General features: G+C 29.8%; 13 protein-coding genes. 10 read left to right on the top strand and 3 right to left on the bottom strand.

Annotated features, from left to right (window positions below):
- Positions 1–90: 90 nt before the first annotated feature.
- The 3 genes from gap to ACZ49Z_RS17710 form a co-directional block, all read right to left on the bottom strand.
- Positions 91–1,095, bottom strand: a complete 1,005-nt coding sequence (gap, locus tag ACZ49Z_RS17700; protein ID WP_464305627.1) for a type I glyceraldehyde-3-phosphate dehydrogenase — start codon at positions 1,093–1,095, stop codon at positions 91–93.
- A 28-nt stretch (positions 1,096–1,123) separates the two neighbouring features.
- On the bottom strand, positions 1,124–2,110 hold the full coding sequence (gene pfkA / locus ACZ49Z_RS17705; protein WP_464305628.1) for a 6-phosphofructokinase: 987 nt from the start codon (positions 2,108–2,110) through the stop codon (positions 1,124–1,126).
- Positions 2,111–2,244: 134 nt separating this feature from the next.
- Positions 2,245–6,672, bottom strand: a complete 4,428-nt coding sequence (locus ACZ49Z_RS17710; RefSeq protein ID WP_464305629.1) for a translocation/assembly module TamB domain-containing protein — start codon at positions 6,670–6,672, stop codon at positions 2,245–2,247.
- A 183-nt stretch (positions 6,673–6,855) separates the two neighbouring features.
- On the opposite strand from ACZ49Z_RS17710, the gene tsaD reads away from it, so the two are divergent.
- The 10 genes from tsaD to ACZ49Z_RS17760 all read left to right on the top strand — a co-directional run bounded on the left by tsaD (position 6,856) and on the right by ACZ49Z_RS17760 (position 17,257).
- Positions 6,856–7,875 carry a tRNA (adenosine(37)-N6)-threonylcarbamoyltransferase complex transferase subunit TsaD gene (tsaD, locus tag ACZ49Z_RS17715; protein WP_464305630.1) on the top strand — a complete coding sequence of 340 codons (1,020 nt, stop codon included), beginning with the start codon at positions 6,856–6,858 and terminating at the stop codon, positions 7,873–7,875.
- A gap of 1 nt (position 7,876) precedes the next feature.
- Positions 7,877–8,584 (top strand): 16S rRNA (uracil(1498)-N(3))-methyltransferase, encoded by a 708-nt coding sequence (locus ACZ49Z_RS17720; protein ID WP_464305631.1) that lies wholly within the window; start codon positions 7,877–7,879, stop codon positions 8,582–8,584.
- 1 nt (position 8,585) lies between these two features.
- Positions 8,586–9,227, top strand: coding sequence for a DUF4159 domain-containing protein (locus ACZ49Z_RS17725; RefSeq protein ID WP_464305632.1), 642 nt, complete (start codon positions 8,586–8,588; stop codon positions 9,225–9,227).
- 189 nt (positions 9,228–9,416) lie between these two features.
- Complete coding sequence (locus ACZ49Z_RS17730; RefSeq protein WP_464305633.1) at positions 9,417–10,367, top strand: zinc metalloprotease; 951 nt, start codon at positions 9,417–9,419, stop codon at positions 10,365–10,367.
- Positions 10,368–10,725: 358 nt separating this feature from the next.
- Entirely contained in the window at positions 10,726–11,700 is a 975-nt protein-coding gene (locus tag ACZ49Z_RS17735) for a zinc metalloprotease (RefSeq protein ID WP_464305634.1), read from the top strand.
- Between the two features lie 352 nt (positions 11,701–12,052).
- Positions 12,053–13,003 (top strand): zinc metalloprotease, encoded by a 951-nt coding sequence (locus ACZ49Z_RS17740; protein ID WP_464305635.1) that lies wholly within the window; start codon positions 12,053–12,055, stop codon positions 13,001–13,003.
- A gap of 348 nt (positions 13,004–13,351) precedes the next feature.
- A complete protein-coding gene (locus ACZ49Z_RS17745) occupies positions 13,352–14,302 on the top strand; it encodes a zinc metalloprotease (RefSeq protein ID WP_464305636.1) in 951 nt (316 codons plus the stop codon).
- 70 nt (positions 14,303–14,372) lie between these two features.
- Positions 14,373–15,461 (top strand): AI-2E family transporter, encoded by a 1,089-nt coding sequence (locus tag ACZ49Z_RS17750; RefSeq protein ID WP_464305637.1) that lies wholly within the window; start codon positions 14,373–14,375, stop codon positions 15,459–15,461.
- Positions 15,461–16,642 (top strand): THUMP-like domain-containing protein, encoded by a 1,182-nt coding sequence (locus ACZ49Z_RS17755; RefSeq protein ID WP_464305638.1) that lies wholly within the window; start codon positions 15,461–15,463, stop codon positions 16,640–16,642. Before ACZ49Z_RS17750 ends, ACZ49Z_RS17755 begins: the two co-directional genes overlap by 1 nt.
- Positions 16,643–16,687: 45 nt before the next feature.
- Positions 16,688–17,257, top strand: a complete 570-nt coding sequence (locus ACZ49Z_RS17760) for a hypothetical protein (protein WP_464305639.1) — start codon at positions 16,688–16,690, stop codon at positions 17,255–17,257.
- The last annotated feature ends 94 nt before the right edge of the window (positions 17,258–17,351 follow it).

Consider the following 17,351-nt stretch of genomic DNA (forward strand, 5'->3'; position numbering starts at 1 on the left):
TAGTAGCTAGTTTTCTTAATTATAAAAATAAGAAAAAATAAAAATTCCTACTAAATAATCACATTACAAAGCAGGATTTTTTTTATTAAATTATTTAACAGACATTACATGAACTGCTAAATCTAATAATTTAGATGAATATCCATATTCATTATCATACCAAGAAACAATTTTAAAGAATGTTGCATTAAGCCCTATTCCTGCATTTGCATCTACAATAGAAGTTCTAGAATCTGAAACAAAATCTTGAGAAACAACCAAATCTTCTGTATATCCTAAAATTCCTTTTAATTCATTTTCTGATGCTTTTTTGAAAACAGCCATTATTTCATCATAAGAAGTTTCTTTTGCCACTTTAACAGTTAAATCTACACAAGAAACATCTGCTGTTGGAACACGCATTGACATTCCTGTTAATTTACCATTTAATTCTGGTATTACTTTCCCAACTGCTTTCGCTGCACCAGTTGAAGCAGGAATAATATTTAATAGAGCAGATCTACCACCACGGAAATCCTTTTTAGAAGGACCATCTACTGTGAGTTGTGTTGCTGTTGTTGCATGAACTGTTGTCATTAAAGCCTCTACAATTCCAAAATTATCATGAATTACTTTTGCTAAAGGAGCTAAACAATTTGTTGTACAAGAAGCATTAGATACAATTGTATCTGTTGCTTTAACCTTATCATCATTTACCCCCATTACAAACATTGGAGCATTTGCAGATGGTGCAGAAATAACTACCTTTTTTGCACCACCATCTATATGAAGTTGAGCTGTTTCTAATGTTGTAAAAATACCTGTACATTCTGCAACTACATCTACATTGACATCATTCCATTTTAATTGTGCAGGATCTTTTTCAGCTGTGACGCGAATAAATCTATCATTTACAAACAATTGTCCATCTTTAACTTCCACTTTACCATCAAAACGACCATGAACAGAGTCATATTGTAACAAATAAGCCAGATGATCTACATTTAACAAATCGTTTATAGCAACAACTTCAATATTATCTCTTTTAATTGATTCTCTAAATACTATTCTTCCAATTCTACCGAAACCGTTGATTCCTAATTTTAATTTTGACATATATTTTTATTTACAATTAAATTATTTTTTATGTTGTCATTATATCAGATACCCTTAATAGCTCTGTATCTATTGACAAACTCCCTTTTATAGCTTGTTCTAAAGGAGTAAGCGCTACTTTATCGCACAATAAACCTACCATAAAATTAGATTTTCCTTCTAACAGAGATTCTACAGCTTTCACACCTAATCTAGAAGCCAAAACTCTGTCAAAACAAGAAGGAGAACCTCCTCTTTGCATGTGTCCAAGAACAGAAACTCGAACATCATATTCTGGCAAATTTTCTTCAACATAATCTTTCAGTTCGAAAACATTTTTCCCAATTTTATCTCCTTCAGCAACAACTACTATACTTGAAGACTTACCAGATTCTTTACTTCTTTTTAATGAATCTAATAATCGTTCTAAACCTAAATCTTCTTCAGGAATAAGAATCTCTTCTGCACCAGCTCCAATTCCTGTATTTAAAGCAATATGACCAGCATCTCTCCCCATGACTTCCACAAAGAAAAGTCTATTATGCGAACTCGCTGTGTCTCTAATTTTATCTATCGCTTCAACCACAGTATTTAAAGCTGTATCATATCCTAGAGTATAACTAGTTCCAAAAATATCATTATCTATTGTTCCTGGTATTCCCATTACAGGAAATCCATATTCTTTATTAAATACTTCAGCCCCTGTAAAAGAACCATCTCCACCAATAACAACTAATGCATTTACATTTTCTTTTACTAAATTATCATAAGCTTTTTTTCTTCCTTCCTTAGTCATGAAATCTTTAGACCTAGCCGATTTTAAAATAGTCCCTCCTTTGTTAATTATATTATTTACAGATCTAGGCCCCAATTCTTTAAAATCACCTTCAATCATTCCTTGATAGCCTCTATATATTCCTAAACATTCTATATTGTGAAAAGCACAAGTTCTTACAACTGATCGTATTGCGGCATTCATACCTGGTGAATCTCCACCAGAAGTTAGAACACCTATTTTTCTAATTTTTGATGTCATTAATTTTATTATTTATTGTAAATTTAAAAAAGGAAAATGGAATATGTAAGCATTTTTAACGGATATTAAATTTAAACCTTAAATTCAATCGTTTTCGTTAATAACTTTTTATTTTTTAATAGAAAAACAGAGAATTATTCTATTTCTGGAACATTTTGTTCTTCTTTTTCTTTCTCAACCTCTATTTTGGTCTTTCTTCTCGGAATAGATTTTAAAAATTCTTCATTTAACTCTGAATCTGGAAAGTCTTCGGTTGAATTATTTTGCGATTCTTTTTCTTTATTTTTCTTAGAAAAAAGTTTTCTCCAAAGTTCTTTATAAGTATCAAAATCAACAGAATAATTTAAACCAATACCTTGAGTATAGCCTATTCCTTCACCAACATAGTTAATGTCGTTTTCTCTGTTAAAAACTCTAGTTCTTAATGAACCATCTTCATTCAATTTCATTTGAATTTCTACATCGCCTACTAATAGTGATTCAGAGACTCCTCCAACAGGAACTCCCACTTTTCCATTGATTGAAATATCTTCATTAATCTGAGTACTTAATGTTAACCCAACTCTATCTGAAATTTGATTTAATCGATCGCCTTGACTATAATCTACTCCTACTTGTAGTTTTGCATCATCATCTGAGAATATATCATTAAAAAGTGAACTTGCTTTCTCAAACAAAGAACCATAAGCAACATTACCAGCATTCTCTGGCGTTGTAAACGATCCGAAAGCTAATAATGCAAAAGCTTGGTTTTGACGAACATCTTTGTTTTGAAGTCTGTAATCTATTTCACTTTTTAAAACACTACTTACTGTTGGAAAATTAATATTAAAATCTGGTTCCGGATTGCTTAAACTTCCATTAATCAAAATAGAAACCTCTGTTGGTAGTTTTCTATTCGTATTAAATGATGAACTTTCTATTAATACTGAAGGATTAGACTGGGTTTCGTAGATTGCTTCAAGATTTAAGATTGCTCCTAAAGGATCTCCTTCCCATCGGATTGTACTTCCCTTTTTTACATAGAATTTTTTATCGAATAGACCCACTTTTTTGAAATTATATTCTCCTTCCTGCACTTGAAAATCTCCATACATTAGAAACTTACCTAGCGTATTGATTTCCATTTTCATTGAACCATATCCTCTACCACGCATTGCATGCCCAGATTCTCTATCTAGAATTACTTCAATTTGAGCATCTGTATCAATATCAAAATCTAAATCTACTTCTATTCCATTATATTTATTCTTCCTTGCTCTTTCTGTAATTGTTTTATTTAAGTCTTCTTCCTTAATAATAGTGATGTATGATTTTTTGCTAACATCTTCCCCTTCACTGACAGGAATTTTTATTGATGTATTTTTTTCTGATTCTCCAACAACTTTAACTAACAATGATTCAATTGGACCACTAATACTTGCTTTGCCCTTAAAAAAGGCTGTACCATAATAATAAGCATCTTCAGAATCTTTTGTGTTTAAAGCCAAAATATTATCCGATTTTAAATCTAAATCTAATTCCCAGTCTGAAAAAGCTTTATGTTTTACTGAGCCATTCAAAATTCCTTGGGTATTAAAAGCTGTATCGGTTACTAAAATACTTCTGAATAAAAATTCTTTCTCTGTTACATCTACAATTGCATTTTTTTCGAGATTATAATCCACATTCAAATAGGGAGCTTTTAATCCTGCATCATTTAAATACAGTCTTCCATCTATTTCAGGGTCATTAATCAATCCTTTTATTGTTGCATTACCTGTAGCATTTCCTCTAACATCGGACAAAACATCCCCTATTAGAGAACCAAAAGGAGCTAAGTCAAAAGCATTAAAACCTGCATCTAGATTTAATGTTGATTTATTATCTTTATATTCTACTAATCCGTTTAAAAAGAAGCGTTCTTCTCCTTTCTGGATTATATATGAATCTACATCAAATTCATTTAAACTCTCATTGCCTTCAACCAAAACATACAAATCTCCAACTGGATACTTATTTATTGATAAATTATTTATTTTTATATCTGATAAAGGCTTGTGAAAATCATTATTTTGTTCATATTTTGCAAAACCATTCAATCTCCCTTCAATGCTGATACTGTCTAAGGAAGGTGTTATTTTATCTAGGTCAACATCTTTAAACGATAAATTGAAATTTTTATAGGTTGAATCGCGCATTTTTCCATTAAAAATCATATTCTGATTTCTATGCGAAATTCTAAAATTTTGAAAATCAAAGTTCTTTAAAGACTTATCAAAAACGATTTTGTTGTCATTGGTTTCATTTTCGTTTATGAACCACAAATATTCCTTAAAATTAACTTCAGATTTTTTGAAACCTATTACCGATTCTTTATTTTCATTTATGGTATGATATAAGTTTAAAGAAAAATCATCTTCATTCTTATTCCCTCCTTTAAATTCTGTGCGAACGAATAAAGTATCATTTAATGTAACATTGATCAAGCTAAAATCGGATACTTTATATCTATTTGTTCTAATGCTATCCATTTCTATATAAGTATTATATAATGGATTTTTATTATCAATATCTATTTTTATGTTATTGAAATAATTTTCAAAAGCAATAACACTAGGAGAATTGAAATCAAATTCAAATTTTCCTAAATCGGCATTAATTCTTCCTTTAATGTTTGTGTTTTCTGAAATTGAAACTTCTGGAATGAAAATTTCTACAATCTTATTGTAAATCGTAAAGTTAAAATCTAAAAACTGACCTTTTTGTAATTTATTTGGAGAATAATTAGCATAGAGACTACCTACAGCGTTTTCAAGGATTTTTCTAACTTCTTTAAATTTATATTTACCAACTACTTTCCCAGTAATTATGTCTGGAGAGTTTATTGTGATTGTTCTCACTCTATTTTCATCAAAGCTTGATTTTAACTCAAAATCATCAAAAAAATAGTTGTTCTTATCATTTTGATATGAAACATCATTAATTCTTAAAGTTCCGTCTAAATCATCAAAAGAATTTCCTTTTGCTAAAAAATGAATATTACCTTTAAAAATTGAAATGGTATCGATTACTGATAGTTTTATTGCATGCAAATCTACATAATCAATATGAGCGTTAAAATTATAGTTTTTAACTTTTGAACCTAAATCGACTAATCCTTCAAAATCCATTTTCAAATTTGGGTCATTACTATTAAGATAACCTTCATAATAAGGCATTTTCATTGTTCCATCTACCGTAATATTTTTATAATTATACTTATTAAAATAGATTTCATCAATTTGACCTTTGATTGCTGTGTCCAAATATTCATTACTAAATCCTTGCCCGTCTACATCTAAATTAAGAGATGTTTTTCCAAAATCGGGTTCGTTTAAAAAAGCCCCTAAATCAAATTGTTCAAGAACAATATTACCTTGATATGTTGCATTATCAATATGTCCTAAATCTTGAATAGATAATTTACTAATAATGTTTCCTAACATAGAACTAACAAAAATATCTGAATTAATATAGTCTTCTGTCAATTCTACATTTCCATTAACATTAACCGTTCCTAATTTTACCAGAGATGAAGGCAAATTATTCCCCAAAATATTTGGTAGTATCTCTTTTAAATCATTATAGTTAGATTTAATTTTTTTAAACTTACCATTTATATAAAAAGATTCGTTTTTCTTAAATAGGTTTTTAAAATTTACATCTCCAGTAATTTCGGAGTTATATTTATCCTTTAAAATTAAATTATGAGTAATGAAATTATTAAGTGTACCTATTAAATGTGTATCAATATCAAAAACATTATCTTTTCCGAATTCATTATAAAAATAATTTAAATCATTTGACGCAATTTTTGCTTCATGCATGCTTATATCAAAAACCACCTTATTATTAAAATCAGAAAAGTCCTTTCTATTATATTTCAATTCAACTTTACCATTCATTACAGATTGGGCAGTTTTAATGAGTAATTTATCTAATAAAATATTCTTTTTAGTATAAGCAAATTTAGAGGTAAGATTTTCCACAAATAATCCTCTATGATCAAGAAATGATAGTTCTTTTATATATGTAGTAACATCTGGACCTTTTATAAAAAAATCTTCAATTTTAGCATTCAACTTTTTAAAATCTAAAACTTTAGAAGTTTCAAGATTTTCATCAGTATATCTAAAACTACTATTAAGAATCGTCATAGAACTCGATTTCATTCTAAATTTACCTGAAGAAGGTGAACCATCATCAAAAGCTTCAATAAATTTATCTAAATTAGTAAAGGCTTCATTCTTATATTGCGTCAATTTACAATCTAATCCATCAAGAATAACATCACCTAAATAGGGATGACCTTCACTATAAAGCTTTTTTACATTCAAAAGTGATGTATTTAACCTTTTTATAAAAAATAAAGTATCTTTATGATGATCACGTACCAAAACACCTTTCAATTTTACAGAACCAAAAGGAGTTATAGCAACTCTATCTATGCTGATATTGGTTTTAAAATCTTCATTTATTTTGTTAGTAGCATATCTTCCTAATAACGTTTGCACAAAAGGCAACGACAAAAGTATGCTCAATGTTAAAACAAAGAGTAATAAAAACAAAAGGGTGCGAAAGATTTTTTTTTTAAATTTTTTGATAGTCTAAAAAGGTTTAAATTTGCATAGTTAATAGCTACTCATTAGATTTACAACAAAAATAAGCAATTTTGTAGCACTTTAACAATAGCTACTAAGCAAATTTCATGCCTTTTTTAAATAATGAAAAAAAAAATTTATACACTTGCTATTGAAAGTTCATGTGATGACACTTCTGCTGCTATACTTTGCAATGACAAAGTCCTATCTAACATTGTTGCCAGACAAGCTATTCATGAAGAATATGGAGGAGTCGTTCCAGAACTAGCATCCAGAGCACATCAACAAAATATTGTCCCTGTTATCGATGTAGCCATTAAAAAAGCAGGAATAGCAAAAGAAGATTTAGATTGCATTTCATTTACACAAGGACCAGGACTCATGGGATCTTTACTTGTAGGAGGATCTTTTGCAAAATCAATGAGTATGGCATTAAACATTCCATTAATTGCTGTTAATCATATGAAAGCACATATCTTGGCTCATTTTATTGACGAAGAAGGCTATGAAAAGCCTGTTTTTCCGTTTTTAGCATTAACTATCAGTGGTGGACATACTCAAATTGTGCAAGTAAATAGCTTTTTTGACTTAAAAATAATTGGAGAAACAACAGATGATGCTGTTGGAGAAGCATTTGATAAATCGGCTAAAATTTTAGGTCTACCCTATCCTGGTGGTCCTTTAATTGATAAATATGCCAGTGAAGGAAACCCCAAAGCTTTTAAGTTTACAAAACCAAAAGTTGAAGGATTAAATTTTAGCTTTAGTGGTTTAAAAACTCAAATACTCTATTTTATTCAGAAGAACACAGTTGAAAATTCAAATTTTATTGAAGAAAACAAAAATGATATCTGCGCTTCAATTCAGTACACAATAATCAATATTTTAATGGATAAATTAAAAAGTGCTGTGGAGCAAACAGGTATTAACCGAATTGCGATTGGTGGAGGTGTATCAGCAAATTCCGGAATAAGAAAAACACTAAAAGAAGCAGAAAAAAAATACGGTTGGAAAACATATATTCCTAAATTTGAATACACTACAGATAATGCTGCTATGATTGGCATTGTTGGTTATTATAACTTTTTAGAAAATAATTTTAGCCAAAACACAATTGTCTCTAAAGCAAGAATCGAATTTTAATATGCAATTATTCTACAACCAAAACATTAAAGAAGACGACACAATATTTCTTTTTGATAAAGAAGAGAGTAAACATATTGTAAAAGTTCTTAGAAAAAAAGAAAGCGATATTATTCACATATCCAATGGATCGGGATATTTATTTATTTCTGAAATCACTTTAGCTTCAGAAAAAAAATGTGAAGTAAAAATTATTGATACAATTTTTCATAGTCATTCAGATTATAAACTTCATATTGCTGTTGCCCCAACAAAAATGAACGACCGTTTTGAATGGTTTTTAGAAAAAGCTACAGAAATAGGAATTGATGAAATTACGCCTATACTATGTGACCACTCGGAAAGGAAAATATATAAAATTGATCGAGCTGAAAAAATAATACAATCTGCAATGAAACAATCATTGCAATACTATTTACCCAAGATAAATGAACCTATTCGTTTAACAGATTTTTTACAAAGAGAACACCAAGAAGACATTAAGTGTATAGCCCATTGTGAAGAACAGGATAGAAAAGCTTTCAAAAACATTGTTGTTTCAGGAAAAAATATATTAATTTTAATTGGTCCAGAAGGCGATTTTTCTACAAAAGAAATAGAATTCGCACTAAAAAGTAATTTTATCCCTGTTACATTAGGAAACACAAGACTAAGAACAGAAACTGCAGCAATTGTTGCATGTCATACTGTTGCATTAATAAATGAATAAAATGAAAAACAAACTAACAATAGGATTATTACTCGTCTTAAATTTTTGCCTATCGCAAGAAATAGCAGTACTTAAATATTCTGGTGGAGGTGATTGGTATTCAAACCCTACATCATTGCCAAATTTAGCAAGATTCTGCAATCAGAATATAAACACCGCTATAAATACAAAAATTGCAACAGTTGATGCTAATAGTGTTGAAATTTTTTCGTACCCTTTTATTCATATGACAGGACATGGCAATGTCGTATTTAGCACTAGCGATACTGAAAACCTTAGAAACTACCTTTCTTCAGGAGGTTTTTTACATATAGACGACAACTACGGAATGGATGAGTTTATACGTAAAGAAATTCAGAAAATATTTCCAGATAATAATCTTAAAGAAATTCCGAACCAACATGAGATTTTTAAAGGTCCGTATTCTTTCCCAAATGGTTTACCCAAAATTCATGAACACGAAAACAAAAAGCCACAAGCTTTTGGAATTTTTATTGATAATAGATTAGCTCTATTATATACTTATGAGTGTGATTTGGGTGATGGTTGGGAAGATGAAGAAGTACATAACGACCCTATCTCAGTTAGAGAAAAAGCATTAAAAATGGGAGCAAATATCCTTAATTATGTTTTTAAAAATTGAGAACTGTATAAATTTAAAATGTTAAAGAACAGCTTAATGCTGTTTTTTTTTGTTTTAAAAAGAAATTACATGTTAACGGATTATTTTTTATAAATATTTAAATATTTTTGACAAAAAAAAACACATAATTAATATTTTTTGTTATATAATTGCATTATTAATATCTTTTATAAACCAAAACAATTAATTATGAAAAAAATCTTTTTATCAGCAGCAGCTTTATTATTCATGATTTCATGTAACAACGAAGAAAACACAATCACAGAAACAAACGAGCCTACAGCTAGCGCTCACAGAGGTTGTGCGTCACACGATGTACTTGAAAGACAACTAAAAGAAGACCCTAGTTTAGCAAAAAGAATGCAAGAAATCGAACTAAACACAGAAAACGCAATTTCACAAGCTAGAATTGTAAATGGTGTTTTAGAAATCCCTGTAGTATTCAATGTATTATACAGAACAGCTGCAGAAAATATTTCTCAAGCACAATTACAATCTCAAATTGATGTATTAAACAAAGATTTTAATGCTCAAAATTCAGATTTCAACACTGCAAATAACCCATATAGCGCTGTTAGAGCAAATGTAGGCATCAGATTTGTACTTGATGCTGTCAATAGAAAATCTACAAAAAAATCTTCTTGGGGAACAAGAGACGCTATGAAAAAATCAAACAGAGGAGGAATCAACCCAACTTCTCCAACTACAAAATTAAACATCTGGGTTTGTACAATTGGAGGTGGAATTTTAGGTTATGCACAATTCCCTGGAGGATCACCATCTACTGACGGTGTAGTTTTAGATTCAAAATACACAGGAACAACAGGAACAGCAACTTACCCTTTCAACCTAGGAAGAACTGCAACTCACGAAGTTGGACACTGGATGAATTTACGCCATATTTGGGGAGATGCAACATGTGGAAATGACCAAGTAAGCGATACACCAACTCACAATACTGCAAATTATGGAGTCCCAGCTGTAGGTCATAGAAGCACATGTTCAGGAACACCTCTTGAAATGTATATGAATTATATGGATTATACAGACGACAGAGGAATGTATATGTTTTCAAATGGACAAAAAAACAGAATGCTAGCCACTTTTTCAACATCAGGACCAAGAGCTTCCTTCAGATAAAAACAAAAAACCAAACACAAAAAACAACTTAAAAAGACAACTTAATCGTTGTCTTTTTTTTTCAAATAAAATACATTTTTACGAACTATTAATCAATGTCATTTTTTAACAAAAAATAGAAAAAAACACATTTTTTTCAAAAACACATTAAATCTATATTCAAACCTTACTTTTTTTAAAAAACCGTAAGAACTAACTTAATAAAAAAACAACTAAAACAAGAAATGCAATTATATAGAAAACATAATTATCAAACAATATATTTTTTAAACTTTTAAACAAACAAACAAAAGTTTTTTTAACATAATATTGTCTTGTTAAAAAATTAACCGAAAAATAACACTTAACAGTATTTATTATGAAAAAAATTATTGTATTAGCATCTATGCTAATTTTAGGCATCTCTTGTCAAAATGAAGAAAAAAGCATCGAAGACCAATCCACAAACAAAGATTTAAGCAAAATTGCAAACAGAGGATGCGCTTCGCATTACATGCTAGAACAACAACTTAAATCTGATCCAAAACTTGCACAAAGAATGCAAGAAATTGAAAACGAAACCAACAAAATCATCAGCGAAGCACGAATCGTTAATGGTGTTTTAGAAATTCCTGTTGTATTCAACATACTATACACAAATACCACAAACAATATTTCTCAAACTCAAATTCAATCGCAAATAGATGTTTTAAACAAAGATTTCAACGGCACTAATTCAGATTACAACTCTAGTAACCCTTATAATTCAGTCAAAGGTGCCCTTAATGTAAAATTCATACTTGAAACTGTAAACAGAAAAGCAGTAAGCACAAATACATGGTATTCAGAAGACAACTTCATGAAGTCAGCAAGTAAAGGTGGAATTTCTCCAACCTCACCTACTACCAAATTAAACTTCTGGGTTGTTCCAGATTTACAAAGCAAAACTCAAGGACAATTATTAGGTTACGCACAGTTTCCCGGCGGAGCAGCTGCTACTGACGGAATTGTTTGCGGTCATTATTGCACAGGTGTTGGAGGCTCAACTACAGCACCATTCAATTTAGGAAGAACCGCTACACACGAAATTGGTCACTGGATGAATTTACGTCATATTTGGGGAGATGCAACATGTGGAAACGACCAAGTAAGTGACACACCAGCTCATAACGCACCAAATTCAGGTGTTCCAGCAGCAGGACACAGAAGTACCTGTACCGGAACACCTCTGGAAATGTATATGAATTACATGGACTACACAGACGATAGAGGAATGTATATGTTTTCAAAAGGGCAAGCAACAAGAATGGCAGCAGTATTTAGTAGCACTGGACCAAGAGCATCTTTCAGATAATACAAAAAAATTAACAAAACCAGAAAAAGACAGCTTTTTATGCTGTCTTTTTTTTTTGCAGAAAATTTACTTTATTATCAACAAAATTCTCAAATTCTGTTTTAATAATAATTTCATAAAAAAATATTTTATTTAAAAAAAAAGACAAACTCCATTACAATCCATAATTTCTCATAGGTTGAAGAAGAAATTTCTTAACAAAAAAACAAACAATAGCAAAAACACAATTATAAAGAAAACATATTTATAAAACAACACGTTTTTAATATTATTTTTAAACAAATATATTTTTTTTTGTTATAAAATTGCATTATTAATATTTTTATTTATTAACCAAAACACTTAATTAATTATGAAAAAAATCTTTTTATCGGCATTAACTTTATCGCTTTTGATTTCATGTAACAACGAAGACAACACCGTTACAGACACTCCTGAAACATCTGCCATAGCTCATAGAGGATGTGCATCTCATGATGTACTTGAAAGACAACTAAAAGAAAATCCAAATTTGGCTAAAAGAATGCAAGAAATTGAATTAAACGCTGAAAAATCAATTTCTCAAGGAAGAATTGTTAATGGCGTTTTAGAGATCCCTGTAGTATTTAATGTATTATACAGAACCGCAGCAGAAAACATTTCGCAAGCTCAATTACAATCACAAATTGACGTATTAAATCAAGACTTTAATGCTCAAAACTTAGATTTCAACACACCAAACAACCCTTACAGTACCGAAAGAGCAAACGTAGGAATTCGATTTGTACTAGATGCAGTAAACAGAAAATCAACCACAAAAAGTTCTTGGGGCACAAGAGACGTCATGAAAAATGCAAAAAGAGGAGGTATCGACGCTACATCTCCAACAACAAAATTAAATATTTGGGTTTGCACAATTGGAGGTGGAATTTTAGGCTACGCACAATTCCCTGGAGGCGCTTCTTCTACTGATGGAGTTGTATTAGACTCAAAATACACAGGAACAACAGGAACAGCAACTTACCCATTCAACCTTGGTAGAACCGCTACTCACGAAGTTGGACACTGGATGAATTTACGTCATATTTGGGGAGACGCTACATGCGGAAATGACCAAGTAAGCGACACTCCAACTCATGACTCAGCAAATTATGGCGTTCCAGCAATTGGACACACAAGTACTTGCGCTGGAACACCGCTGGAAATGTATATGAACTACATGGATTACACAGATGACAAAGGAATGTATATGTTCTCTAATGGACAAAAAGACAGAATGTTAGCTACTTTTTCAACTTCTGGACCAAGAGCATCTTTTAGATAAAAAATCTTAAAATCATTTCAAAAAGACAACCTAATCGTTGTCTTTTTTTTTTACATAAATTTCACCTTTTAATAACTTATTAAAAAAATCTGATTTTAACTATTTATACAGATAACATATCAATTTCACCAAAATACATACAATCTATACCAAAACAAATCTTTTTTTGTAAGAATCAAGAAGAATTTACTTAATAATAAATACAAAAAAAGAAGAAATACAATTATATAGGAAAAATAATTTAAAAACAATATCTTTTTGTGATTTTTTTAAATAAATATGATATTTTTTTGTTATAAAATTGCATTGTTAATAAACCAATCAATAACAAAAACAAATTAATTAATTATGAAAAAAATCTTTTTATCTGCAGCAGCATTATTGCTAATGATTTCTTGTAACAACGAAGAAAACACAGTTACAGACACTCCAGAAACATCTGCAATAGCACACAGAGGATGTGCGTCTCATGATGTTCTTGCAAGACAATTAAAAGAAAACCCAGGTTTAGCTAAAAAAATGCAAGAAATTGAATTAGACACTGAAAGAGCTATGGCTGAAGGTAGAATTGTAAATGGTGTTTTAGAAATCCCTGTTGTATTCAATGTATTATACAGAACTGCAGCAGAAAATATTTCTCAAGCGCAATTACAATCTCAAATCGATGTATTAAACAAAGATTTTAATGCACAAAATTCTGATTTTAATACAGCAAACAACCCTTACAGTAGTGTTAGAGCAAATGTAGGTATTCGATTTGTTTTAGATAAAGTTGTTAGAAAATCAACTACTAAGACTTCATGGGGAACAAATGACGCAATGAAAAAATCGAGTTCAGGTGGTATAGATGCTGATTCACCAACAACAAAATTAAATTACTGGGTTTGCACAATTGGTGGTGGAATTTTAGGTTATGCTCAATTTCCTGGAGGTGCAGCTGCAACAGATGGTGTTGCAATTGATTCAAAATATACTGGAACAACTGGAACTGCAACATATCCTTTCAATTTAGGAAGAACTGCAACACATGAAGTGGGTCATTGGATGAATTTACGTCACATTTGGGGAGATGCTACATGTGGAAATGACCAAGTAAGCGACACTCCAGCTCACAATGCTGCTAATTACGGAGTTCCTGCAGTTGGACACAGAAGTACTTGTTCTGGAACACCTCTTGAAATGTATATGAACTATATGGATTATACAGATGACAGAGGAATGTATATGTTCTCAAATGGTCAAAAAAGCAGAATGTTAGCTATTTTCAGTACTACTGGTGCTAGAAAATCATTCAGATAACAAATCATTTTAATTCATATTTACTTAAAAACTCGCTATTTGTTAGCGAGTTTTTTTATACTTTTGACTAATGACATCAAAAGAACTTTCTAACGGATTATTAAGAACAATTTTCATTCTTTTTGGAATTGTTTTGGTATTATTTCTATGCTATAAATTATCAACTTTAATGGTTTATTGCATAGTGGCTGTGGTATTTTCATTGATTGCGAATCCGCTAGTCAATTTTCTAAAATTAAAGCTAAAATTCAAAAACACTCTAGCAGTAATTACAACATTATTATTATTTGTTCTCCTTATTATTAGCTTTGTCCTATTATTTGTACCGCTGATAATTTCTCAAGGTGAAAACCTTTCATTATTAGATATTAATTCTCTTGAAAATAGTTATAATGAACTTGTACTAAATATTAACACTTATCTAGAATCGCATAACATTAATATTGATAAAATAGTAAATCCAGAAGAAATTACTTCTAAGATAGATTTTAATTTTATTCCTAATATTTTCAATGGAATTTTAAGTCTTGTAGGGAATTTTGGTATGGGGTTAGCCTCTGTCCTATTCATTTCATTCTTCTTATTAAAAGAAAAAGACAATGCTTTCAGAGTTTTTAAATTTATATTACCAAGGAATCAAAAAAGCAAAATATTAATATCCATAGATAAAATTCTTCATTTGCTTACTCGCTATTTTATTGGGCTGCTTATACAATTATTCATTATATTAACTTTGTACCTAATAGTATTCTTAATTTTTGGAATAGAAAACGCATTCATAATTGCACTCCTTTGTGCGGTTCTCAATATTATTCCATATTTAGGGCCTTTATTAGGGATGATAGTTGCCGCTGTATTAATAATGATTAGTGGCATTGGTGATGAATTTATTACAAATACTTTACCAACAACTTTATATGTAGTTTTAGGAATGTTTATCGTGCAACTCATTGACAATAATTTTAGTCAACCTATTATTTTTTCAAAAAGTACAAAGTCTCACCCATTAGAAATCTTCTTAGTCATTTTAGGAGCTGGAATATTATTTGGAATTACAGGAATGATTGTTGCCGTTCCAAGTTATACTGCTTTAAAAGTAATTGGAAAAGAATTTATTCCAGAAAACCGAATTATTAAAGCCTTAACCAAAGATATTTAGTGAACGATTTAAATTTATTATTAGAAAGAGAAGTACAAGATTTTATTAACCACAATATAGATAGTGACACAAGTTTGCTAGCTTTACAAAAGCATAATTTCAAAACTATTGAATATAGCTTAATCATTAATCAAATTGTTGCGAAACAAAAAGCCAAAGATAAATTACCAACTTGGTTTGCTGCTGAAAACATTATTTACCCTCCAAAAATTTCTATTGAACAAACATCTTCAGAAAGTGCAGCAGCGTATAAATCAACAATTATCTCTGGAGAAAGTTTAATTGATTTATCTGGAGGATTTGGAATTGATGATTATTATTTTTCAAATGTATTTAAATCTGTTATTCATTGTGAAATAAATGATTACCTATCACAACTTGTTTCTCACAATTACAATCAATTAAGCAAAAACAACATTAGGTGTATTGCTGGGGAAAGTTCTGAAATTATAAAACAACTAGATTCTCAATTCGATTGCATATATATTGATCCATCAAGGAGAAACGATAAAAAAGGGAAAGTTTTTCTTCTAAAAGATTGTGAACCTAACGTGCCTGATTTATTAGACTTTTATTATAAATACACAAAAAAAATACTTGTTAAAACTGCACCAATCTTGGATATTCAAGCTGGCTTACAAGAACTAAAAAACGTTAAAAACATTCATATTGTTGCAGTTGAAAACGAAGTTAAAGAACTCCTTTGGGAAATTGAAAAAGATTACAATGATTCAATTTCATTAATTGCAGTAAATCTTGAAAAAGATAAAAAACACATTGTCAAAACAAGTTTAAACAAGACTTATATTGCGCAATTTTCTTTACCACAAACTTATCTGTATGAGCCCAATTCGTCACTGCTTAAATCTGGAAATTTCAATGCCATTTCAGAATTATATTCTGTAAATAAATTACACCAACATTCGCATTTATATACTTCTATTGACAAAAAAGAATTCCCAGGTAGGTGTTTCAAAATTGACACAATTATTCCTTTCCAAAAAAAAGAAATCAAAGATGTAATAACAAATTCGAAGATGAATGTTGCAACACGCAATTTCCCTTTAAAAGTTGATGAAATTAAAAAGAAATATAAAATAAAAGACGGTGGAACAGTTTTTGCTTTTTTTACTACAAATATTGAAAATAAAAAAATAGTTTTGCTTTGTTCCAAAGTATAACTTACTATTGCACAATTCTTAGATACTATTAAAACCTATTATAAAATGAAAAAAATTATTCTATTATTTTTATTCGTTCCTTTGTTCCATGTTGCACAAACAAAAGATTGCAACTATGATTGGGAAGAAAAAACAGATTCTACATTGATTAAGGTACTTCCTAAAAAACTGATTTACGAAAGAGTTTTCGGAAATTCTAAAGAATTTATACAATTTGGGTTAATGAATAATAATGGTGTTCCCACACTAAGTTTTCAACTCATTCAAAAAAGTACCGATTTTATTCCTGCAAACTGCATTAACAAATCTTCACGAATTATTCTACAATTAGAGAATGGGAAAATAATTTCACTTTTAAGTATTAATGAAAATGTATGTTCAATTTTAACTTATGATGAAGTCGATAAAAGTAATATTAGAATACTTACCGGTTATTATGTCTTCACAAAAGACAATTATGAAGAATTAAAAAAATCACCTGTTAGTATTATGAGAATTCAATATGTTAATGGCGGAAAAGATTATGTTATTGAGAAAGAAATACAATCTGAATTATTGAACAGTACATTTCATCCGTATATCTTTTTTATGAATGATTTACCTTGTATTGAATAATTTTTTATTCTAAAGCTATATTATTATAGGAAGTAGAAATTTGGCTAAAACAATAAAATGCAAAAGTGACATAACAAAAAACTCGATTCTTTGA

Source organism: Flavobacterium sp. KY-23415, assembly GCF_055384985.1.

Excerpts from the sequence above, each read along its gene's own strand:
- gap (WP_464305627.1), bottom strand. The coding sequence starts at position 1,095 with ATGTCAAAATTAAAATTAGGAATCAACGGTTTCGGTAGAATTGGAAGA.
- pfkA (WP_464305628.1), bottom strand. The coding sequence starts at position 2,110 with ATGACATCAAAAATTAGAAAAATAGGTGTTCTAACTTCTGGTGGAGAT.
- tsaD (WP_464305630.1), top strand. The coding sequence starts at position 6,856 with ATGAAAAAAAAAATTTATACACTTGCTATTGAAAGTTCATGTGATGAC.
- ACZ49Z_RS17720 (WP_464305631.1), top strand. The coding sequence starts at position 7,877 with ATGCAATTATTCTACAACCAAAACATTAAAGAAGACGACACAATATTT.
- ACZ49Z_RS17725 (WP_464305632.1), top strand. The coding sequence starts at position 8,586 with ATGAAAAACAAACTAACAATAGGATTATTACTCGTCTTAAATTTTTGC.
- ACZ49Z_RS17730 (WP_464305633.1), top strand. The coding sequence starts at position 9,417 with ATGAAAAAAATCTTTTTATCAGCAGCAGCTTTATTATTCATGATTTCA.
- ACZ49Z_RS17735 (WP_464305634.1), top strand. The coding sequence starts at position 10,726 with ATGAAAAAAATTATTGTATTAGCATCTATGCTAATTTTAGGCATCTCT.
- ACZ49Z_RS17740 (WP_464305635.1), top strand. The coding sequence starts at position 12,053 with ATGAAAAAAATCTTTTTATCGGCATTAACTTTATCGCTTTTGATTTCA.
- ACZ49Z_RS17745 (WP_464305636.1), top strand. The coding sequence starts at position 13,352 with ATGAAAAAAATCTTTTTATCTGCAGCAGCATTATTGCTAATGATTTCT.
- ACZ49Z_RS17750 (WP_464305637.1), top strand. The coding sequence starts at position 14,373 with ATGACATCAAAAGAACTTTCTAACGGATTATTAAGAACAATTTTCATT.
- ACZ49Z_RS17760 (WP_464305639.1), top strand. The coding sequence starts at position 16,688 with ATGAAAAAAATTATTCTATTATTTTTATTCGTTCCTTTGTTCCATGTT.